Source organism: Methanobrevibacter sp. (assembly GCF_045112895.1).
Taxonomy (GTDB): Archaea; Methanobacteriota; Methanobacteria; order Methanobacteriales; family Methanobacteriaceae; genus Methanocatella.
This window is the reverse complement of sequence record NZ_JBGUIH010000030.1, coordinates 1-22350: the sequence shown is the minus strand read 5'-3', so window position 1 is coordinate 22350 and position 22350 is coordinate 1. Positions and strand designations below refer to the sequence as shown.

The 22350-nt window shown below is 34.5% G+C and carries 22 protein-coding genes and 1 tRNA gene; 20 read left to right on the top strand and 3 right to left on the bottom strand.

The features are described 5' to 3' along the window. Positions 1–10 precede the first annotated feature (10 nt). A tRNA-Phe gene (locus ACJMLD_RS06095) sits at positions 11–83 on the top strand. Between the two features lie 86 nt (positions 84–169). On the opposite strand, the gene deoC is transcribed toward ACJMLD_RS06095, so the two are convergent. Together deoC and ACJMLD_RS06085 are read right to left on the bottom strand one after the other, a co-directional pair. Continuing rightward, positions 170–904, bottom strand: coding sequence for a deoxyribose-phosphate aldolase (deoC, locus tag ACJMLD_RS06090; RefSeq protein WP_405269253.1), 735 nt, complete (start codon positions 902–904; stop codon positions 170–172). A gap of 43 nt (positions 905–947) precedes the next feature. Continuing rightward, the gene (locus ACJMLD_RS06085; RefSeq protein WP_405269250.1) at positions 948–2609 is read right to left on the bottom strand and encodes a tRNA uridine(34) 5-carboxymethylaminomethyl modification radical SAM/GNAT enzyme Elp3; all 1662 of its coding nucleotides are present in this window, start codon (positions 2607–2609) and stop codon (positions 948–950) included. Between the two features lie 104 nt (positions 2610–2713). Here ACJMLD_RS06085 and ACJMLD_RS06080 point away from each other — a divergent pair, with 104 nt between their 5' ends. Then, entirely contained in the window at positions 2714–3004 is a 291-nt protein-coding gene (locus ACJMLD_RS06080; RefSeq protein WP_405269247.1) for a PRC-barrel domain-containing protein, read from the top strand. Positions 3005–3021: 17 nt separating this feature from the next. Further along, entirely contained in the window at positions 3022–3327 is a 306-nt protein-coding gene (locus ACJMLD_RS06075) for a DUF2098 domain-containing protein (protein WP_405269245.1), read from the top strand. A 12-nt stretch (positions 3328–3339) separates the two neighbouring features. On the opposite strand, the gene ACJMLD_RS06070 is transcribed toward ACJMLD_RS06075, so the two are convergent. Continuing rightward, positions 3340–5418, bottom strand: a complete 2079-nt coding sequence (locus tag ACJMLD_RS06070; protein WP_405269242.1) for a DEAD/DEAH box helicase — start codon at positions 5416–5418, stop codon at positions 3340–3342. A 127-nt stretch (positions 5419–5545) separates the two neighbouring features. Here ACJMLD_RS06070 and ACJMLD_RS06065 point away from each other — a divergent pair, with 127 nt between their 5' ends. The 17 genes from ACJMLD_RS06065 to thsA all read left to right on the top strand — a co-directional run. Beyond that, positions 5546–5809, top strand: a complete 264-nt coding sequence (locus ACJMLD_RS06065) for a thioredoxin family protein (protein ID WP_405269239.1) — start codon at positions 5546–5548, stop codon at positions 5807–5809. 29 nt (positions 5810–5838) lie between these two features. After that, positions 5839–6915 (top strand): cobalt-precorrin-5B (C(1))-methyltransferase CbiD, encoded by a 1077-nt coding sequence (gene cbiD, locus ACJMLD_RS06060; protein WP_405269236.1) that lies wholly within the window; start codon positions 5839–5841, stop codon positions 6913–6915. Between the two features lie 31 nt (positions 6916–6946). Continuing rightward, positions 6947–8029: a glycosyltransferase family 4 protein gene (locus ACJMLD_RS06055; protein WP_405269233.1), complete on the top strand. Its 1083-nt coding sequence runs from the start codon at positions 6947–6949 to the stop codon at positions 8027–8029. Next, positions 8029–8895 carry a shikimate kinase gene (locus tag ACJMLD_RS06050; RefSeq protein ID WP_405269230.1) on the top strand — a complete coding sequence of 289 codons (867 nt, stop codon included), beginning with the start codon at positions 8029–8031 and terminating at the stop codon, positions 8893–8895. The genes ACJMLD_RS06055 and ACJMLD_RS06050 overlap by 1 nt, the downstream gene beginning before the upstream one ends. After that, the gene (locus ACJMLD_RS06045; protein ID WP_405269227.1) at positions 8892–10184 is read left to right on the top strand and encodes a succinylglutamate desuccinylase/aspartoacylase family protein; all 1293 of its coding nucleotides are present in this window, start codon (positions 8892–8894) and stop codon (positions 10182–10184) included. The genes ACJMLD_RS06050 and ACJMLD_RS06045 overlap by 4 nt, the downstream gene beginning before the upstream one ends. Before the next feature lie 49 nt (positions 10185–10233). Beyond that, complete coding sequence (locus tag ACJMLD_RS06040; protein ID WP_405269225.1) at positions 10234–11571, top strand: succinylglutamate desuccinylase/aspartoacylase family protein; 1338 nt, start codon at positions 10234–10236, stop codon at positions 11569–11571. 75 nt (positions 11572–11646) lie between these two features. Beyond that, positions 11647–11988 carry a chorismate mutase gene (locus ACJMLD_RS06035; RefSeq protein WP_405269222.1) on the top strand — a complete coding sequence of 114 codons (342 nt, stop codon included), beginning with the start codon at positions 11647–11649 and terminating at the stop codon, positions 11986–11988. Next, on the top strand, positions 11975–12172 hold the full coding sequence (locus ACJMLD_RS06030; RefSeq protein ID WP_405269219.1) for a 30S ribosomal protein S17e: 198 nt from the start codon (positions 11975–11977) through the stop codon (positions 12170–12172). Before ACJMLD_RS06035 ends, ACJMLD_RS06030 begins: the two co-directional genes overlap by 14 nt. Before the next feature lie 185 nt (positions 12173–12357). Continuing rightward, positions 12358–13578 carry an aspartate kinase gene (locus ACJMLD_RS06025; protein WP_405269217.1) on the top strand — a complete coding sequence of 407 codons (1221 nt, stop codon included), beginning with the start codon at positions 12358–12360 and terminating at the stop codon, positions 13576–13578. Next, positions 13575–14468, top strand: a complete 894-nt coding sequence (dapA, locus tag ACJMLD_RS06020; RefSeq protein WP_405269214.1) for a 4-hydroxy-tetrahydrodipicolinate synthase — start codon at positions 13575–13577, stop codon at positions 14466–14468. Before ACJMLD_RS06025 ends, dapA begins: the two co-directional genes overlap by 4 nt. A 12-nt stretch (positions 14469–14480) precedes the next feature. Further along, positions 14481–15302 (top strand): 4-hydroxy-tetrahydrodipicolinate reductase, encoded by an 822-nt coding sequence (gene dapB, locus ACJMLD_RS06015; protein WP_405269211.1) that lies wholly within the window; start codon positions 14481–14483, stop codon positions 15300–15302. Positions 15303–15311: 9 nt separating this feature from the next. Further along, positions 15312–16361, top strand: a complete 1050-nt coding sequence (gene asd / locus ACJMLD_RS06010) for an aspartate-semialdehyde dehydrogenase (RefSeq protein ID WP_405269208.1) — start codon at positions 15312–15314, stop codon at positions 16359–16361. Between the two features lie 230 nt (positions 16362–16591). Beyond that, positions 16592–17842, top strand: coding sequence for a hypothetical protein (locus ACJMLD_RS06005; protein ID WP_405269205.1), 1251 nt, complete (start codon positions 16592–16594; stop codon positions 17840–17842). A gap of 441 nt (positions 17843–18283) precedes the next feature. Continuing rightward, positions 18284–19054, top strand: a complete 771-nt coding sequence (locus ACJMLD_RS06000) for an SDR family NAD(P)-dependent oxidoreductase (RefSeq protein ID WP_405269202.1) — start codon at positions 18284–18286, stop codon at positions 19052–19054. A 201-nt stretch (positions 19055–19255) separates the two neighbouring features. Further along, positions 19256–20065 carry a helix-turn-helix transcriptional regulator gene (locus tag ACJMLD_RS05995; protein WP_405269199.1) on the top strand — a complete coding sequence of 270 codons (810 nt, stop codon included), beginning with the start codon at positions 19256–19258 and terminating at the stop codon, positions 20063–20065. After that, positions 20062–20832 carry a helix-turn-helix transcriptional regulator gene (locus ACJMLD_RS05990; RefSeq protein WP_405269196.1) on the top strand — a complete coding sequence of 257 codons (771 nt, stop codon included), beginning with the start codon at positions 20062–20064 and terminating at the stop codon, positions 20830–20832. The genes ACJMLD_RS05995 and ACJMLD_RS05990 overlap by 4 nt, the downstream gene beginning before the upstream one ends. 159 nt (positions 20833–20991) lie before the next feature. Beyond that, positions 20992–22350: thermosome subunit alpha (gene thsA / locus ACJMLD_RS05985; protein WP_405269193.1), on the top strand; the 1359-nt coding region annotated here is incomplete at its 3' end.

Below are 22350 nucleotides of genomic sequence, written 5' to 3'. Positions count from 1 at the left end.
CGGTCCATATGCCATGGTAGTTCAGATGGGAGAACGCTAGACTGAAGATCTAGATGTCGCTGGTTCAAGTCCGGCCCATGGCATTCTGTTTTTTTATTATTTTTCAATTTATGGCTGCTTTATCATTAATTTTTAAAAAGAGAATTTTATGGTGATGATGTAGATGTTTTTAATCTTTTTTGGTTAGGGTAATTGGTTTTGGTGTAACCTGTGTGTTTTCCCTTAATTCCTTGTATGCCTTGACAATCTCATAACCTTGGTCACTTCCGACTATGTCTGAACCCGCAGTCAGGATTTGGTTGGCAAATTTATAATCGTCAACCCCGCCGGAGATTTCAATTTTTATTTTAGGGGCATGTTTTTGGATAATATTGATTATATTTACATTCTCAAAAATGTGGTTTGGTGATACAAAGCCGGTGGATGTTTTAACATAGTCCGCTCCACTTTTTTCAGCGACTTTAGATGCATTTGCTATTTGATAATCTTCCAATGCCTTAGTTTCAACAATGACTTTTAAAAGTTTATCTCCAACAGCCTCTTTCATTTGCCTAATCTCGTCTTCAAGCAATTCGTATTTTTCATCTTTCAAATGGCTTAAGTTTAGAACCACTTCAAATTCATCCACACCTTTGTCAAGTAGCGCTTTTGCTTCAGCCACTTTGCTTGGAGTATCTTCAAAACCTAATGGAAATCCGATTACACTTCCAACTTTGATATCTGTGTCTTTCAATTCTTCTTTTGCAAGACAAACATATGTTGGTGAAACAACTACTGAATGGAAGTTCAATTCTTTTGCTTTTTCAAGAAATTCTCTCATTTCGCTTTCAGTAATTATATTGTTTAGGTTAGTATAATTTATTAGACTTGCTAACTGTTTTGAATTTTTTATATTGTATACCATATTACCACTCTCTTATTTAGTTAGTATTTATACGAACATATATTTAAATATTTTTAATCATGTAGGGACCAACCTTTTCATAACCGAATTTGCGATAATAATTTCGTGATCCTATTCCGCTTATTATTGCCACTTTTTCATAATTTTTGTCAATAGCTAAATTTTCAGCTTCTTTAAGGAGTTTTTCTCCAAATCCGGTGTGCTGGCCAATATTAGGGTTTTTATCTCCAATTTTTATCATGCTACCATAAACGTGCAATTCTCTTACAAGCGCTGTTCTGTCAGTAATTTCTTCTCTGAAATGATTTTCAGATGGGAAACGCAATCTTAAAAATCCTGCAATGCTCTCTTCATTAATATCCTCAATGGATAAAAAGTTTTCCTGCCCGCCACATGCCATGTAAGATTCCTTGAACAATTCGAAATCCTCCAAACTGTATTCCCTAGATGTTTTTTTATGCCCAATCTCGCGGCAGCGTATGCATTGGCAATTTATGTGCTCTTCATCCAACCTATTGTAAACAAGTTCTCCAAGATTTGATTTTTTAACGCCCGCTTCAATAAGTGTTGATGGAATATCTCTTTGGATTCTCATGGTTCTAACCCATTTCGGAAGAATCTTTTTAACTTTAACAATTAATTCCACGGCCTCTTCGTCGGTATATGGTGCATATTCTCCTTTAGCCCATAAATCATATAACTCGCTTCCTTTTGTAACGAGGCAAGGATATATTTTAAGCATATCAGGCTTGTAATTTTCATCGCTGAATAATTGTTCAAACATCTTCAAATCTTGCTTTTCGTCTGAAAATAATCCAGGCATCATATGCATTGCCACTTTGATGGCGGAATCTCTCAGAAGTTGATTGGCTTCAATAACGTCAGCTAAAGTATGGCCTCTTTTGATTTTTTTGTATAGGTCATCTGATAATGTTTGAACGCCAAGTTCAACCCTTGTCACGCCAAAGTCAAGCATTCTATTAATGTGGTCTTTTTTACAGTAATCGGGTCTGGTTTCAAATGTCATTCCCACACATCTGACTTTTGAACTTTCATTAGCGCTTTGAACATCACTAATCAAGACATAATCGTTTGGGGGATATGCTTTCAAAACGCCTTTTTCAAAAGACCTTATCTCATCATAATCCAAATTGTATTCATAATTAGTAGGTTTATTTTCAATTATCAATCCAAAATCAGTCATCGCTTTTAGGCATTGCGATACAAACCATTCCTGATAACACAAATCTCTTGAAGGAAATGTTCCTCCCATTATGATCAGTTCAACTTTATCGATTGGATGGCCAATCTTTTTCAATTGTTTTAGTCTGTTGAAACATTGAACGTATGGGTGATATTCATACATCCTTCCTCTAAGTGCCGCAGGCTCTTCGCCGGTATAGCTTGGAGGTGCAATATCACTTTCAGGGCAGTAAAAACATCTTCCATGAGGGCATTTGTGGGGATGGCACATTACGGCAACTATTGCAACGCCGGACATTGTTCTTGTAGGCTTTTTCTTCAGGATTCCTGAAACGATTTCTTTTTCTTCAGGTTTTGCATATTCCAGGATATCTGCATTGCTCATAAATCTTGATAATTTTAAGTCACGACAAAGCTGCCTTTTTTCAACTTCAAGGTCACGTCGAGTAGATATTTTGCCGTCTAAAATATCTTCAATTATCATTCGACATGCTTTTTCCATTATTTAACCTCTTCCTAATCTAATACTTAATTTTTTAATTATCGTTTTATTTAAATATTTAGTGATAAATATATATTTATATAAAATTATAGTAGGTGAAAACTATGAAAATTAAAGAATTTTTAGGTTCTACTGTTTTAGATAAAAATGCATACGAAATAGGTAAAGTCAGTAATGTCGATTTTGACACCGCAACAGGTAAAATTGAAAATATTACCTTAACTTTACAAAAAAACATTTTCTCTAAAGATGAAGTTGAAATCAGTTTCGAGGACATTGCTACTATTGGAGCTTATGTTATTTTAAATAAGGAAATTCCAAAAGAAGCTGATGTGGCTGAAGAAAAAGATGAAGAAGAAGCTAAAACTGTTGAAGTCGAAATCGAAGATGAATAATTAACATAGGTTTTAAAATGGTTTTAGATGCAAGAGACATCGAAATTCCTCTTGGCTCACATGTCAGATATGTCGATACAGGAACAATTGGTAAGGTTGTTGACAAAAAGACACAGGAAGGCATTGATTGGGTGAAGATTGATAAGACTGATCTTTGGTATCGTGCCAAGTTGGTAGAGCTGCTCGATGAAAAAGATATTAAGAGCTCTGCTTATTACGATAGAGAGGACGATAATGAAGTCGATGTCGATGAATTAAAAGAAAAAGCAATGAAATTTGAGGACATGGAATTAAGTTCTCATGTTGCTGAAGGTGGAGGTTAAATCCCACCTTTTTTAATTATTTACAAACAATCTTATTTTTTCTGCAAGTTTGGGTCCAATTCCCTCAACTCTTTGCAGCTCGTTTTCGGAAATTCCAGTCAAATCATTTCCGAATGTGTTAACTAGGTTTCTAGCTCTTTTTCTACCTAATCTTTTAACGCCTACAACTAGGGGGATAATGTCTGTTTTCACGCCATAGTATAATCTGGCAGACAGGAAATCAAACTCTTTTAGGTTGGAATAATTGCCCAGGACTTCAGAAGTGTTTTTTGCAAATTTCACAAGACGGGATGCTTCATAAGCGGACCTTCTAGTTGAAGCGGAATAAACGCTGTACTTGTTTTCAATTTCATATTCACTTCGTTCATCAATCCATTCAATCAATGAAACAGTGGTGGCCTCAGGATTTCCGATATCCACAGCAAACAGGCCGCATTCAGATAATTTTTCACGAACTGGATCTTTTGATTTTCTTCCTTTAAATGAGATTAATGGCAAATCAGGTGTTTCAGATAATGCATAAATGAATTCTTCAACATTTATTTCATTAATGCCTGAAATGTACTCTTTGATTTTGACGGCAGTCTCAACAGCATAATTCGATTTGGCTATTAAATTTCCGAAATCCGTTGTTTTAAGCCCCTCTGGAGTTGCCCTTATAATTCCATTCTGAAGCAGGAAATTCAACGCTATTTCAAGTTCATATTTTAAGCTTTCCTCAGCAAACAATGCCATCGATGGGTTGTTATTCATCTGATATCCATAAAGGGTTTTCCCGAAAAAGTCAGTCAATTCATCTAAATTCTTAGAAAGAGAGGAAGCGATTTGCGCTATGATCTGTCTGTAGATTGCATCTTTGTTGTCGACTAATTTGGAATTTGTCTTTTCAATTTCCCCTTCGACATAATAGTCTTCCAGATTCATGGCCTCGTCCATGGTCTTTGCAATTAAGTAAGAATATCCCACATCATCATATTGCGGTCTTCCGGCTCTTCCAGACATTTGTTCATAGTCAAAAACGGGTATTGGCTGGGGCCCGTTGTTAGTCCAGCGGGTATGGTCTCTGATAATGACGGTTTTTGAAGGCAAGTTGACTCCATACATTAGACTTGGTGTTGCAGTAATCATTAGAATATTTCCTTTTCTAAATTCATCTTCAATTATTTCCTTCTGTTCATTGAAGAGGCCTGCATGGTGGAATGCCACGCCCATTTCAGCAACTTCGGCTAATTTTAGGCAGGTGCTAGTTGGAAGGGATCCTTTCTTTTTCGGAACTTCCAATAGTTTGTCCGAGACTTCCTTAAATCTTTTTCTTTGCTCCTTATTGATTTTTTTATTAATCTTTTTAGCTACGTATGTTGCCAGGCTTTCTGTAAATCTTCTGGTTGAAACAAATGCCAATGCTTGTGATTTGTCTTTAATCGCTTTTTCGATTACTTTAACTATTACATCATTTTTATTCTTTGTGTTAAACATTTCAGCATCCAATACTTCCTTGTGTAAAGGAACCGGCCTAAAATCGTGTTCAACGCAGGTTCCTTCAAGCCAGCCTTCTATTTCCTCAATATTTTTTAATGTAGCAGATAGCGCAATAATCCTCATGCTTGGATTAATGATTTTTGCTCTTGTTATTGCAGCTTCAAGAGTTGGCCCTCTAGTATATTCCCCAATCATATGGAATTCGTCAATAATCAAGGTATCAACATCCCTAAGCACATTCCAGGAGAATCGTGTAAGAGCATCAAATGACTCAAAAACCATAACTGATAAATCTGCGCTGGATGGGTGTTTGCCTACATTGATTCCATGTTCTTCAAATGCTTTGAATTCTTTTACTTTCTCATTCTGGATAGAAAGAAGTGGAGCTGCATAAACTGCTTTTCCACCATTTAATATGGTTTTTAAAGCAGGCAACACTCCTAAAACTGTTTTTCCACTTGCTGTTGGGATACAGATGATATAATTTGATTTGTCATCCAGATATCCTGATTCAAGCACTGCTTTTTGAGCAGGGTTAAATTCTTTAATGTAGGGGTATGCGCTTTTTATTATTGTTCTGACATCATTATCTAAACTTTCCATTTTAATCATTTATTTCTATTTTTTTTATTAATATTAAACATTTGCAGAGAGCATTTGAAATCTATTTTGATAAGTAACAATTATATATTACTAATTATTAAAATAGTTACAAATCAATCTAATAGGAGAATTTACCATGGCAATTAAAGTAGAAGTATTTTCAACCAATTCATGCCCACATTGTCCAGCAGCAATCGATGCCGCTCAGAAAGCTAAAGATAAATTAGGCGATGCAATAGATGTGGAAGTATTAAAAATCGATGAAAGCAAAGAAAATTATCAAAGGGCTATTGATTATCAAATCATGGCAGTGCCTACTATTGTAATTGATGGTGATGTTGCTTTTGTCGGCGCACCTATGGACTTTGAGCTTATTGAAAAATTAGAATCTATGTTATAGGTTCTCTCTTTTTATTCTTTTTATTAAAAATGACTAATGATAATTATACTGGCGTAACAACAGGCACAATAGCTACAGCCTGTTCACTTGCAGCTTTAGATGCGATTCTGGACAGTCCGGATATTGCATGCGTCAAAGTTGAAACTCCAAAAAAAATATTGGATATCATTATTGACGAGTGTAAATTATTGTCTTCTTTTAAAGCATGTGCCGTAGCTCACAAAAATCCATATAATGATCCTGACGTTACTGTGGACTTGGCAATCATATCTACTGTCGAATTATTTGACAGGACTGATGAAGAATCCAATATAATCATTACTGGAGGGGAAGGTATTGGGATAATTACAAAACCTGGTCTTCAAATTCCAGTTGGGGATTATGCCATAAATCCCGGACCGCGCAGTATGATTGTCAAAAATTTATCCGATAAAATTCCTGAGGGAAAAATCGCTAAAGTAACCATTTCTATTCCTGAAGGTAAAGAAATCGCTAAAAAAACCATGAACCCAAAATTAGGTATAATTGATGGAATATCAGTCCTTGGAACAACAGGCATTGCAAGGTCAATGTCTAGCGATGCATATAAAAATTCTATTGTTACACAACTGGATGTGGCAATTGCTTCAGATATTAAAGATTTAGTTTTTGTTCCGGGAAATATTGGTGAAAAATTAGCTATAAAAGATTTGGGAGTTGGCAAGGAACAGATTGTCCAGACAGGTAATTTTGTAGGTTTCATGTTTGAGGAAGCCGAAAAGAGGGGAATTACTGAATTCACATTCTTTGGACATATGGGCAAGCTGATTAAAGTTGCCGGCGGAATATTTGACACAAAACATGCCGTAGCCGATGGAAGGCGCGAGATAATGGTTACTCATGCCGCATTATGCGGTGCTGATAGGGAGCATCTTCAAAAGTTATTCGATTCCAAAACCACTGATGACATGATGGACATTTTAGATGAAATCAATCTTTCCGTTGAGGTTTCAAACAGTATTGCTTCTGCAATTCGTGATAGGTGTAAGCAGCGCTTTGATTTGGATTTGAATGTTATTTTAGTGGATATGGAAGGAACTTATTTAAATAATAATTTTGTTATATAATATTGTAATTATTAAATGGAGTTTTATTTTTATGAAGATAGCTATGGTTGGCCAATTCCCTCCTCATGTGGGTGGCGTTGGTGTTCATATTCATACATTATCAAAACAGTTGGTCAGTGAAGGCCATGAGGTTTATGTAATCACTTATCCCCATAATGACATTAAGGATATTGATGGAATCCATGTTATAGGCACTAAAGGACTGAACATTCCAGGCGTAAGGGGTTTAATGTTTAAGATGAATGCTAAAAAAGCATTGGAGGAGCTTCTGGAAAAAGAGGATATTGATATTATTCATGGTCATTATCTATTCCCCGCGGGGGCTGCTGCTGTAGAAGTTGGAAAGGAGCATGGCATTAAGACATACGTTACAGCGCATGGTTCGGACATGTTTGAATTATATAAAACACAGCCATTAATGAGATCAACCCTTAAAAAAGTCTTAAGGGATGCAGATGGTGTTTTTGCAGTAAGCAACGCATTAAGGCATGAAATTATTGCAACGGGAGTTACTGGAATTGCCAACAAAACTAAAATATCTTGGAACTCAGTAGATATTGACAAATTCTCTGCAAAAAGTAATGATTCATTCAAAAAAGAGAATAAACTTGAAGACAAGCCTATTGTTCTTTTTGTTGGAAATCTAATTAAAAGAAAAAATGTTGATTCTCTTTTGGAGGCTAAAAAAATTGCACATAGCGATTATTATCTAGTAATTGTAGGTGATGGGCCGCAATTTAAAAAACTCAGAAAAAAAGTAGAGGATGACAATATTCATGACGTAATATTTACAGGTTCTAGGAATGATGTTGAAGAAATTATTCCCAGCTGTGATGTTTTAGTTCTGCCGTCATTTTCAGAAAGTTTTGGACTGGTGTTGATTGAGGCTTTGGCTTGTGGAAAACCCGTTATTGGAAGTGATGTTGGTGGAATTACTGAAATAATCAATGATGATGTCGGCCTGCTTGTGGACCCGAATAGGGTATCATCAATTGCTGGAGCTATTGATAAGATTATTAATGATGATGATTTGAGACTGGTCTTGTCACTTAATGCAAGAAATCGAGCAATCGATTTTTCAAAAGTTACGATTCCTTATGAGGAGTTTGAATAATGGAGATAAAAGTTAGGTCGCCCGGTTCGGCAACAATAATAAATGCAATTGCAACAGGCTTTGGCTCTGCATTCGGTATTGGATTGGATATCGAATGTGTGGCTAAAACAGCTTCTGAAGGGATTTCATGTACAAATGATGTTGGAGCGGACAACACATTAATGGAATTGTGTGCTCAAAAAGTTTTTAATCACTACAATATTGATAAGAATGAATTCGGGATTGATTTAAAAACAAAATCAAATTTGCCTATGGCATCAGGATTGTCCAGCAGCAGCGCATCATCCAATGCGGTTGTTAAGGCAGTTTCTTCCATTGTATCAGAGGAATTTAATTTGGAACCTTTAGCTGATTTGGAAGTGATTAACATGGCAATCGATGCATCTTTGGATGCGGGTGTTACAATAACAGGATCATTTGATGACGCTACCGCATCTTATTTTGGAGGAGTTGTTGTCACTGATAATCGGAATAGGAAATTTATTATAAAGGAAAAAATGGATGAATATTCTATTTTGGTTTATATGCCGAACTATTATTCAAAATCAGGCGATTCAAATCCTGACAGAATGAAATTATTGGCTCCATTAGTTGAAATCGCTTTTGACTTGGCTTCTCGCAGAGACTATTTTAAGGCTTTAAACTTAAACGGATTAATTTATTCGGCCACTTTAGGCTTTGATTCAACAATAGCTATTGATGCACTGGATGCAGGAGCAATCGCTTCAGGATTGTCTGGAACCGGATCATCATTTGTAGCTATGTGTGATGAAAATGTAATCGATGATATTAAATACTCGTGGAATAAATATGAAGGTAAGGTAATAGAAACAAAAGTGGATAATATAGGTTGTAGGATATTATGAAAAAAATATATTTGATGCTGGCATTGATTCTATTGATGTTTAGTTTGTCAATTGTTTCAGCATCAGAGGATGTATCCGTTTCTAATGATACGTTATGTATGAGTGATGATTTATCGGTATTGGATAAATCGGTGGATAATAATGTAATGGATGATTCCAATAAATTAATGGCGGAAAATGATGATTCTTTAGGGGTTGCCTCACAGACTGATAAACTTACTGCTTCAAAGAACACTACCAGTGATGTTGCCTCTAATACTACTGTAAATAATACTAATAAAACTAATGAGACTCCTGTTAAAAAAAGTAAACCTGCTAAACCTGCAAAAGTTATTACTAAAAACATTAAATCAGAATATGGTACAGTGGAAAATTACAATGTAAAAGTTCTTGATGAGAATTCAAAACCTATTGAAGGTCAAAAAGTAAAAGTTTCACTTGGCGCAGCTTCTGTTGAAAAATATACTGATGCAAATGGTATTGCTACTTTTACATGCAAGTGTAAGGCAGGTAGTTATGTGTTAAAATATAAAGTGGGCACTTTAACCGGTTCCAATACTTATGTAGTAAAAAATAGTGTTAAATTGGAAATTTTGAAGTGGGGCCTTAAAGGTGATGTTTCAAAAAATACTTTGATTAAGAAAAACATGCCGAATAATGCATGGGTTAAAAAGGCCGTAACCGCAACTAAAAAAGGCATTCCTCTTTTAACTATTAAGGGAGGGTCAGGCAAAGTTGTTTTCATGACTGCGGGAGTTCATGGAAATGAAATCTCCTCTCAAGTCGCAGCAATGAAAATGATTGACTATCTAACCACCCATCCTATTAAAGGAACTGTTTATTTCATGCCTTTTGTAAATGTTAAGGCCATTTCCAAAAAAGTTAGATACACTGATAAGGATTTCAATCGTATTGCCCATAAATCAGGTACAATTCCAAATAAGATAGTTAAGCTGGTTGTTCGATATGAATGTGATGCATATGGTGATTTCCATACTACAAAACCGGGCGGTGTTCCGGGTAAAAACATTGTAATGGGATCTAAAACACCAGCGAAACAAAGTGAAAAGCTTACAAAATACATTGCTAAAAAGTGTAATGTAAATCAGAAGATTTACAAATATGCGGGTGAACAATATCCTGGAGGAATTAATGACAATGTTAACAAAAAAGGTATTCCTGCTGTGATTTGTGAAGTAATGCTTCCGCACAATACTGTAACAACTAAAACTGTTAAGACATCATATAACATGATGAAATACCTGTTGAAATATTATGCGATACTTTAGTGATGATTTTATGAATAAATATAATCTCATCATTTTTCTATTTTTTTTATTGTTAACGATTTCCTGCGTTAATGCAAATGAGAATGCCATTTTAGAAAATTCTACTTTGGGTGCTACAAATCAGGTTCCATTGGATTCAGGCAATGATTTGGTGAATTATTCGCAACCCTCTAAAATCGAAACTAAAAATCTTGTTAAATATTACAAAAACGATTCCCAGTTTGAGTTCAGTGTTTTTGATGATGATAATAAACCAGTTAGCAATGCTAATGTGTTGTTGAATGTTAATGGAAAAAACTATACTAAAACAACTAATAATAATGGTTCTGGATTTTTGACTGTTAATTTAAAGCCGGGCAACTATAAGATAACGACTGCATGCGGGAACAAATCAAATCTCAATTCGATTAAAGTTCTTTCCAGGGTTTCTTCAAAGGATGTAACTTCTACTTATGGCAAACAAACCAAATTCAATCTAAAAGTTGTGGATAAAAAAGGAAACCCTATGGATAAGGAACAAGTTAATTTTACAGTGAATGGAAAGTCCTACAAATCATTCACTAACCCGGAAGGTATAGCTGCCTTGAAGTTAAATCTGAATGCTGGAACTTACACTATTACTTATTCTGTTGATGGCCTTTCCGGCAAAAACAGGTATAATGTAAAAAATTATCATGTAATAACCACTTATAAATGGAAATCCGGTGCTGACATTACGAAAAATAAGAAAATTAAAGCCAACATTCCTGATTCACCACTAGTTAAGAAAATCGTCAAAGCAGCCAAATCAGGAACTCCTGTAATCAAATTCAAAGGAAGCAATGGGAAAGCGGTCTTCATCACTGCAGGCGTTCATGGGAATGAATTATCCTCACAAGTGGCCGCCATGAAATTAATCCAATATTTCGAAAAGCACCCCGTAAAGGGAACCGTTTATATAATGCCTTTCATGAATCCAAAAGCAACCGCCGCCAATGTTAGGGACTATGCGGGTGTCCATTTGAATAAAAAGGCCAACGTTAAGGGAACAATATCCTATAAAACAGTTAAACTAATAACTAAATTTAAATGCAAGGCATATGGTGATTTTCATTGCACAAGGCCTGGAGGAAAACCCGGTAAAGATGTAGCTATGGGAACCTATAAACCTACCGCCAAAAGTGCAACTCTTGCAAAATACATTGCTAAAAACAGCAAAGTCAAGTATATTATTTATAAGAAAGCGGGAACCGAATACCCCGGTGCATTAGAGGATGTTGTTAGTTTAAAGGGGATACCTGCAGTAACATGTGAGGTCATAACTCCGCACGGTAAAATTGCCAAGGGATCAGTTTCAAAATCATTGTCAATGATGAAATCATTTCTCAAATTTAGCAGTTTAATTTAAGATTAAACATATAGTTTAAATACTAGTATTTTAATAAATTATATTATTATCATTATTATCAATTTGGTGATTTTTTTGGATGGAAGTTATGAAGTAAAATCTTTTAGAAATAAAGAAGAGGCAGAAGAACTTCTAAAAAAATCTCGAGATCGTATTGATGAAATTGATAGTGAATTATTTGATTTAATTTCTCAGAGAACTTCTCTTGCAAAAGATATAGCTCTTTGTAAAGAGTATATCGGAATGCCAATTTTCGATAAATCTAGAGAGGAGGAAATCCATAGAAAAATTGAGAAATTTTCTGTAGAAAATGGTCTTGATGTTGATATAGTTAATCAGATCGTAGATATGCTGACTATTTTAAATAAAAATGAGCAAAAAGAAATTTTAAGGAGGAATGCTGATGGGAAATATTAGAACTTCATTTGTTAAACGTTTAGCAAGAGAACTTATTGAAACTCACAAAGGTGTTTTCACTACTGATTTTGAAGAAAACAAGAAATTAGTACAGGAATACTCTACCGTAAGTACTAAACATTTAAGAAATAAAATTGCAGGATATGTTACAAGGCTTGTAAGGTTAGAACAAACCAGAGACTAAGCTTTTTTCATATTTTTCATTACTCTTTTTTTTATAATTATTTAAATTTTATAACTTCAAACTTTTTTTATTCAATATTCTGTTCAAAAGTTTATTAATATGGTCTGATAAAAATATATATGAATATTTTGTTTAGACAATATTTTAACAAAATTTCGTGAATTTTTAGGAAATAGGTGAACTTAATGGATTTGATAGTAGTAAAATTCGGAGGAACCTCGGTAGGTGATGGTTCCAGAATTAAAAAAGCGGCGCAGTCCGTAGTAAATGAGTATATGAAAGGCAGTCAGGTAGTAGTTGTAGTTTCAGCTGTCAACAAGACTACTGATGAGCTCATTGGATTATCTAATGAGGCTATTGGTGTAGGATTAACAGATAAGCAGAAGGCAGAAATTATGGCTATGGGAGAGTTAACTAGTGCTAGATTATTCTCAGCAACTATTGAATCATTAGGTGTGAAGTCTGAATTCATTGATCCTTATAATGAGTTATGGCCAATTGTAACAGATTCTAATTCTTTAGAAGCAAAAATCGATTTAAATACAACTCATAAGAAAATCGATGGAATCAAACATCTTGTTAATCAAGGAGTTATTCCTGTCATCTGCGGATTTTTAGGAAAAGGACCTAGTGGTGAAATCACAACTTTGGGAAGAGGTGGAAGTGATATCACTGCATTTTTAGTTGGTCATTGTTTGGATGCTAATGAAGTAGTTATCGTCACCGATGTAGACGGCGTGATGTCAACTGATCCTAATAAAATTGAAGATGCTGAATTATTGGAGACAATATCTGGTGAGGAATTAAGGGATTTGGCTTCTCATGGAGCGCAAGTTCTACATCCTCATGCATTAAAATATAAAGATCCATTAATAAGTGCAAAGATTATTAATTTCGCTCATGGTGATCTAAATTCAAAGGGAACACGTATCGTTGGACCTTTTGAGGGCGAAATGTTAAAATGTGTCACCCTTTATAAAGATCCTATTTCACTTATAGCTATCGTTGGCGAAGCTATGCTTAAAAAAGTTGGTTTAATGGCTAGTTTAACAACTAGTCTTGCTAATGACAACATCAATATTTTTGGTATATCAGCAGGTCAGAATTCAATAACTGTTTTTGTTGATAAAACAGATTCTAACAAAGCATATCATTTATTGCATCAATTAGTTGTTGACACTGATGTTTTAAGTTCATTATCTCTTGGAAGGGATACTGCAATGATTACTTTTGTTAGTCCGGATATTATTGAGACTCCAGGAATCATATCAGAAATAACAGAACCACTTAGAAAAAATAACATTAATATATTAGAAATTACTTCATCACAAACCGCAGTTGTTTTATTTGTTGACTGGGAAGATGGTGAAAAAGCTCACGAGCTTATTAGCGAGGTTTTAAAATGAATTTTGAAGGAACATATGTTGCAATGGTTACTCCATTTACAAAAGAAGGCACTTTAGATGAGGAAGGATTTAGGTCAAATATTAATTATCTAATTGATAAAGGTGTTAACGGTTTAGTCGGTGCAGGCACTACCGGTGAATCCGCTACAATGTCTCATGAGGAACATCACAGAGTCATTGAAGTTTTAGTGGATGAAATTGACGGTAGAGTTCAAGCAGTTGCCGGAACTGGAAGTAATGCTACTTCTGAAGCATTATCCCTTACCGAATTTGCTTATGATGCTGGCGCTGATGCCGCATTATTAATCACACCATATTACAATAAACCACAACAACATTCTTTGGTGAACCACTATCGTACAATAGCGGAAACTTGTGATATTCCACTTATTGCATATAACGTTCCATCACGTACTGGAAGCAACATTGAAGTTGAAACAGCTGTTGAATTAGCCAAAATTGATGGAGTAGATGCAATCAAAGAAGCTAGTGGAAGTGTAGATAAAGTATCTGACATTTATAGGGCACTTACTCATGAAGGCCTTGAAGATAAATTCAATATTCTCTCTGGTGAAGATTCCTTGACTTTACCTATCATGGCTGTAGGTGGAACTGGTGTAATTAGTGCATCCGCAAATATCGATACTAGAAGAATGGTTTTAATGGTTGACAGTATTTTAAATGATGATTACGAAAGGGCATTGGAGCTTCACTACGAAATGCTTGAATTAATAAGGGCTCTTTTCATTGAAAGCAACCCTGTTCCTGTTAAAACTGCAATGAATTTAATGGGACTTCCTTCTGGACCTTTAAGACCACCGTTATACGAAATGAAAGAAGAAAACTTAGAAGTGCTTAAAAAAGCATTAAAAGATTCTGGTTTAATTTAAGTTGGTAATATTATGATTAAAATTGCAGTAACTGGGGCCGCAGGAAGAATGGGCTCCGGCATTATTAGAAAAATCACTGAGCAAGATGACATGGAAGTAGTTGCAGCTATTGAAATGCCTAATACTCCTCTTGCTGGCAAAGATGCGGGTCTTCAGGCAGGAACTGAAGAGCTTGGAGTTGAAATCGTAGGCGCTGAAAAATTGGAGGAAACTTTGAAATCATCAGGTGCTGAAGTATTGGTTGACTTCACTATAGCTCCTGCAGCTGTTGAAACAATTAAAACAGCTACTGCCTGTGGCGTCAATATTGTGGTTGGAACTACTGGATTTACTGATGAACAAATGGAATCCAACATTAGAAATGTTAAAGAGAATAATGTTAAAGCTGTTATTTCATCAAATATGGCCATTGGTGTTAATGTATTTTTCAATACTTTAAAGAAATTGGCACCGCTTTTATATGATTATGATATTGAAATAATTGAAGCACACCACAATCAGAAAGAAGATGCTCCATCCGGCACAGCCGTGACTGCATTTGAAGTGATTGCTGATGCACTTGAACGTGATCCTGAAGAAGTTGGAGTGTTCGGTAGAAAAGGCCTGGTCGGTAAAAGAACTTCAGAAGAAATTGGTGTTCACGCTATCCGTGGCGGGGACATTGTTGGAGATCATATTGTAATGTTTGTTGGTGATGGTGAAAGGTTAGAAGTTAAACATCAGGCACATACTAGGGAAGTTTTCATCGCAGGTGTAATAAGGGCTATAAGATATGTTCCAACTGCACAAGAAGGTGTTGTCAGTAGTATGAATGATGTTTTAGGATTAGAATAGGTGAGTTATATGGTAAATGTAGGTGTACTTGGTGCAACTGGTATGGTTGGTCAAAGATTTATTCAATTGCTCGAAAACCATCCAGATTTTGAGGTTACAGCATTAGCGGCGTCTTCTCGTTCTGCAGGTAAAAGATATGAAGATGCTACTACTTGGTATATGAATGAAGAGATGCCAGAATCTGTTAGGGACATAAAGGTTGTTGAAACTAACCCGGATGCAATGGATAACGATGTAGATATAGTGTTCTCTTCTCTTCCAGCTGATTTTGCTTTAAAAGTTGAAAAGGAATTTGCAAAAGATTATGTTGTTGCAAGTAATGCTAGTGCACATAGGATGAAGAAAAATATCCCGTTAGTAATCCCGGAAGTTAACCCTGAATGTTTAGACATGATTGATGCTCAACAGAAGGAAAATGACTGGGACGGATTCATTGTAACTAATCCAAACTGTTCAACTATTGCATTGGCTTTGACATTGAAACCGATTGTTGATAATTTTGATGTGAAAGCGGTTAGAGTATCAACAATGCAAGCAGTATCCGGTGCAGGTTATAATGGTGTTCCTTCTATGGCTATTGTCGATAATCTCGTCCCATACATCGGCGGCGAAGAGGAAAAAATGGAAAGCGAATCCCTCTATTTGTTGGGTTCTTTCGATGGTAGCGATGTAATTAATGCAAATTTCAAATTGAGTGCATCATGTCATAGGGTACCTGTTATTGATGGTCATACCGAGGCAGTATTTATTGAGCTTGAAGATGACTTTGACATTGCTGATGTTAAAGATAGTCTGGCAAACTTTAAAGGATTGCCACAAGAACTAAATCTATTCTCAGCTCCTGAAAATCCGGTCATTGTCAAAGAGGAAAACGACAGGCCTCAACCTCGTATGGACAGAAATGCAGGTAATGGAATGGCTGTTACTGTAGGCAGATTAAGAAAAGACGAAGTATTCGATAATAGTTTTAAATATGTTCTTGTTGGACATAATACTGTTCGTGGTGCTGCTGGAGCATCAATATTGAATGCTGAGTTGATAAATGATAAAATCCTCTAATTTTATCAATTTATTTTTTCTATTTTTTTTAAAATTTTCTGATTTTTCTATCTGTTTTCTTATTCTTTTTAATTTTATTTGTAGGTTCATGTAAGGGTTTAATTTAAATAGTATGAATGTTATAATTTATATTAAGGAATTATATTGTACAATATATTGGAGTTTTCAAATTCATAAAAAAATATTAATTTGAAACCGATATAGGGATAAAATTTTTACTAAGGGATAGAATGGAAATAGGAATTGATGCTGAAAAAGATACTTTACAATCTTTAATTCGATCTTGCCTATTAGAGCTTAATAAATTAAAATATGATTTAACTGAGCTTGAAGTGGAACGGGCTAATGATAACACTCCACAAAGGATTAAAGAACTCGAAAAAGATATTGTAGATAAGGAAAAAGAAGTTTCTGTTATTAAATTTAAAGCAGAAGATGAAATTAACCTTTTGAAGAAACAACTTGATGAGAAGGATATTCTGATTAAAAATCAAGAGGATAGGATTTATGAATTAGATTACGTTAAAAATTCTCTTGAGGAAATTAAAGAATATTTTGCTGAACAGTTAAGGGAATACAAGAAAAAAGAGTTATCTGATGTAAATGAAAGATTAAACGAATCTTTCAGAAGCATTGCTGAAAAGGAAGCTACTATTAATTCACTTTCAAGGACCATAGATGACTATAAGATAAAAGTTATTAAACTTGAAAATAACGTGGAATCTCAAACACAGATTATGGAACTCGAAAAACAGCTCGAACTTAAAAACAACGAGATTCGCATAAAAGAAAGTGAAATTAATCAAAAAGACACTGAATTAGATATCTTGAAGCAGCAAACTATTCCTAAAGACGAATATCTTTCTCTTCAAACTCAATTCGAGTCAGAAATCAATGCAATGGATGCTGAGATTACTAGTTTAAAACAAGATTCTATCCCTAAAAAAGATTATGATGATCTCCAATCCAGATTTGATTCAGAAATCAAGATTTTAGATGGTCAAATTAATGTTCTTAAAGAAAATACTATCCCTAAAGAAGAATATCTTAATCTTCAAACAAGATTGGAGAATGAGATTTCTGCTCGCAATAGTGAGCTTGAAAATTTAAGAGAAGAGTCTGTCCCTAAAGAAGATTATCTAAATCTTAAGACTAGATTTGAAAATGAGATTTCTGCCCGCAATAGTGAGCTTGAATATTTAAAAGAAAGATCAGTTCCTAAAGACGAGTATATCACTCTTAAATCTCAATTCGAATCAGAAATTACTGCAAGAGATAATGAGCTTCGTTATCTAAAAGAGCAGACAGTTTCCCGTGAGGATTATATCAATCTTCAAAATGAATTAAACAGAAGAAACGATAAAATCAAAAGGTTAGAGGAAATCAATAACTTCTTCAATGAGCTTCAAGAGGAACAAGAAGCTTATGAAACTCAAGAAGCAACTCCACCTTTCAGATTAGAGAAAAAACAAGGTAGATAATTCTACCTCTTTTAACTTTTTTTATTTTTACAATCTTTTCCTCATTCCATCTATCTATTCCACTCAATTTTAATATTTTTTCAGTTACTCTTTTAGATATTTCATTGATAATCTCATAATTATCACGAAAATGTCAGTTGCTATTTGAATTATTGAAGCATACTTTGATAATTGTGGGGTGTTTTCTCTTGGATTTTTTCATTCATTTCTCTATTATTTGAAATTTTTAACATCATCTAAAATTTTTATCATGATTAAAAATTTTTTACATTTTTTTAAAATTTTATTATTATATTTATTTTTTTTAGAATAATTATAATGTTTATTCATTAAAAAAGAAAATTTTATATTTATTGTTTAATATAAATTATCTCAACGGGTTATAAGTTTTTTCTCACACTTTTTTGTGGGTATAAACTGTAATTCCAAGAGGTGTTAAAAATGAAAAATTATTTCGACATAAAAGATAAAGTTGCTGTAATCACCGGAGGATCTTCTGGTTTAGGATTTCAGATAGGTAAAGCATATGCTGACCAAGGTGCAAAAGTTGTCCTTTTGGCAAGAAGGGAAGACAGATTAAAAGAAAATGTTGAAGAAATCAAAGAAACATATGGTGTAGATGCATCTTACGAAGTCGTTGACGTAACAGACTATGCAAATGTCGAAGCGGCTGCTAAAAACATCATTGACGAATACGGAAGAGTCGACATCCTAGTAAACTGTGCAGGCAGAGGATTCATGGCTCCTGTTCTTGAACAGCCTGTAGAAGAATGGGACAAAGACATAGCAATAGACTTGACCGGTGTATTCTACTGCTGCAAAGCATTCGGCGAATACATGGTAAAACAAAACTACGGTAAAATCATCAACATGGGTTCAATCCACTCCAGAGTGGCACTGACCGGAGGACTAATTACAGGATATGTCGCTGCAAAAGGAGGAGTATTCAACCTTACAAAAACATTGGCTGCTGAATGGGCTCCATACAACATTACTGTTAATGCAATCGGACCAGCATACTTCGAATCCGAATTAACTGCAGATGTTGTTGGCGATGAACAGTTTGATATGTTAATCAAAGCATTCTGTCCTATGGGCAGATGGGGAAAAGAAGGAGAGTTGGATGGTATTGCAATATATTTAGCATCTGATGCTTCCAGTTTCTGTACTGGCCAATTAATCAATATTGACGGTGGATGGACCGCAATATAATTTAGTTTTTAATACCACCTGTGACCTTAAAGTTGCTACTTTAACCATGAAATATGCCCTTTCGGTTATATCTAAATATTTTAGGGGAATTATCCTTTTGATAATTCTTCTATAATATTCTTTTTTTTAGAAAATTTTTTATATCTTATTTTTTAAAAGATATTAATATAATTAATTTTTTACATTATTCGAGTGATGAAATTGCGTGATGAAAAAAGGGGTATTTCTAAGGATATACAGAAAGAAATTAAATTCTTGATTAATTCAGATAACCGTTTAAAAATTCTGGAATGTTTATTTTCATCTCCTCAAACTATAAAATCTATTCAAGCGCAAACTGATATAAATCTTAGTTCTATTTCAATCAATATCAATGATTTAGAAAAGAACGGGTTTATAACTATTAAAAATGATGTTATCAGATTGACGAATAACTGTAAATTGTTATTAATCAATATTTATAATCTAAATGATACCATCAATCTGGTTAATGATAACAAGGATTTTTTAAATACTCATATGGTAAAGAATTATCAATTTAGAGGATTATCTGACTTATCACAATTAAAAGGTTGTAAATTGGTTGAATCAACAGCCTATGATGTATTCAAAACAACCAGAATAATTAAGGATCTTGCATTGTCTTCCAAGTCCAGCAAAACAATCTTTCCTTATATGCATCCGCAACTAATTGAAATGCTTGATTATTGGGCTGAAAATGATGTGGACGTCAAATTGATTTTGGATGAAAAGGTGTCTCATCTTTTCCGCGATGCAATTAAGGAATATGGTTCTCTAAAGGGAAACATTTCTGTTAAAACAATTTCAAGAAAAATAGAGTTCGCCCTAGCAGTTACGGAAAATAAAATGTTTTTAGGATTATACAAAGATGATGGAAAGTTCGATTATAATGCAGTATATATCTCCGAGGACTTAGAAGCCATTAATTGGGCGAATAATGTATTTAGAGAATATGAATATATGAGTGAAGATTATGAGGTTATCAAATGAATTTTGATTTAATGAGATTTATATTGACTTCAGATATGCGTTCAAATCTCTTACTTGAATTATTTGAGAGCGAACAAAATGTTGAAAGTCTTAAAGCTAATCTAAATAAGAGTCATGGTTCTATCTTGAGAGGATTAAAAGAGTTGATTGAAAAGGACCTTGTTTATAAATCTGATAAGTCTTTCTTCTTGTCTTCAACAGGATTTTTAATAACCTTAAATATAATATCCTTATTTGATAATGCACATTCCATTAAGAGCAATGCCGATTTCTTTAAAAAGCATTCTATTGATAAATTGGGAAATCCTTTCTTTAAGAATTTGCACATATGGAAAGATGCACAGCTAATCGAATCAACTAGCGTCGAATTTGTAAAGACAATTAACGTATACTCTGAAAAATTGGCTTGCTCAAACAATATGAATATTATTCTGCCGGTATATTCAAAAGTCTTCATTAACATTTTCGTCAAATCATTATTGAAGAATGACGGAACCTTAAATTTAATTACAAATGAGATTATTCTGGATTTGATTAATGAAAATGATGTGGAGGGCATTTTTCAGAAATTGGTGAGCGAAGAAAAAATAAAGATCTTCTTATCTAAAAATGACTTTAAGGTATTCTTCACGGCCACTGACGTATTTTCCTCTTTATTTTTGTTTTTTGATGAAAATCACTTTGATGATGGTGAAATGCTATTGGTTGAAGATAATATTGAAGATTCATTGGCTCTTTTTGATTCGTATCTTGATTTGGTTAAATAATCTTTTTCTTACTTCAATTTACTTTATACCACAAAGTATTTATATAACCTCAAACTCATGTATTAAGTAGAAAGGTTTAGTCAACACTATAACTCATTTTCTCATGTTGATAATTAAACTGATCTAATTATTTATAAAATTAAAAAAAGGTGATTATTAATGGCACAAGGACAACCAATTTTTATTTTACCGGAAGGTACCAACAGGTCTGTCGGCAGAGATGCACAAAGAAACAACATTTTAGCTGGTAAAGTATTAGCTGAAACTGTAAGAACTACCTTAGGTCCAAAAGGAATGGACAAAATGTTAGTTGACGGACTTGGTGACATTGTTGTAACCAACGACGGTGTAACAATCTTAAAAGAAATGGATATTGAACACCCAGCAGCAAAAATGCTCGTAGAAGTAGCAAAAACCCAAGAAGACGAAGTTGGAGACGGAACTACTACTGCAGTCATCATTGCTGGTGAATTATTGAAAAAATCCGAAGGTTTACTCGACTCTGACATCCACCCAACAATCATAGCTATGGGATACAGAAAAGCAGCTGAAAAAGCTCAAGAAATCTTAGATGAAATCGCAATTGAAGAAGTAGATTCTGAAACCTTACTCAAAGTTGCTATGACTGCTATGACTGGTAAAGGAACTGAAGCAGCACGTGAACCATTAGCAAAATTAATCGTAGAAGCTGTAGAAGCTATTGCTGATGAAGATGGAGTAGACATTGATAACATTAAAATCGAGAAAAAAGATGGTGCTGTTGTCGAAGAATCCAGCTTAGTTGAAGGTGTAATTGTAGACAAAGAAAGAGTACACCCAGGTATGCCAGGATTAATCAATGGTGCAAAAATTGCATTAATCAACACCCCATTAGAAGTTAAAGAAACCGAAACCGATACTCAAATCACAATCACTGATCCTGCTCAAATGCAAGCTTTCATCGAACAAGAAGAAAAAATGGTTAAGGACATGGTCAACAAAATCGTTGATGCAGGCGCAAACGTATTGTTCGCACAAAAAGGTATTGATGATTTAGCACAACACTACTTATCCAAAGCTGGCGTTTTAGCTGTAAGAAGAGTTAAAAAATCCGACATTGAAAAATTATCCAGAGCAACCGGTGCAACTGTCATCACCAACTTAGATGACTTGACCGCTGAAGATTTAGGTGAAGCTGGAATCGTCGAAGAAAGAAAAATCTCCGGCGAAGAAATGATTTTCGTAGAAGAATGCAGCGGCGCAAAATCCGTAACCTTATTCGTAAGAGGAAGTACCAAACACATCGTAGCTGAAATCGTAAGAGCAATTGAAGACGCTATTGGTGTAGTTGCAGCTACTGTAGAAGATGACCAAGTCGTTGCAGGTGGAGGAGCTCCTGAAATTGCAATGGCTAAAAAACTCAAAGATTACGCAGAATCCATTTCTGGAAGAGAACAATTAGCTGTAAACGCATTTGCAGAAGCTTTAGAAATCGTGCCAAAAACCTTAGCTGAAAACGCAGGTTTAGACAGCATCGAC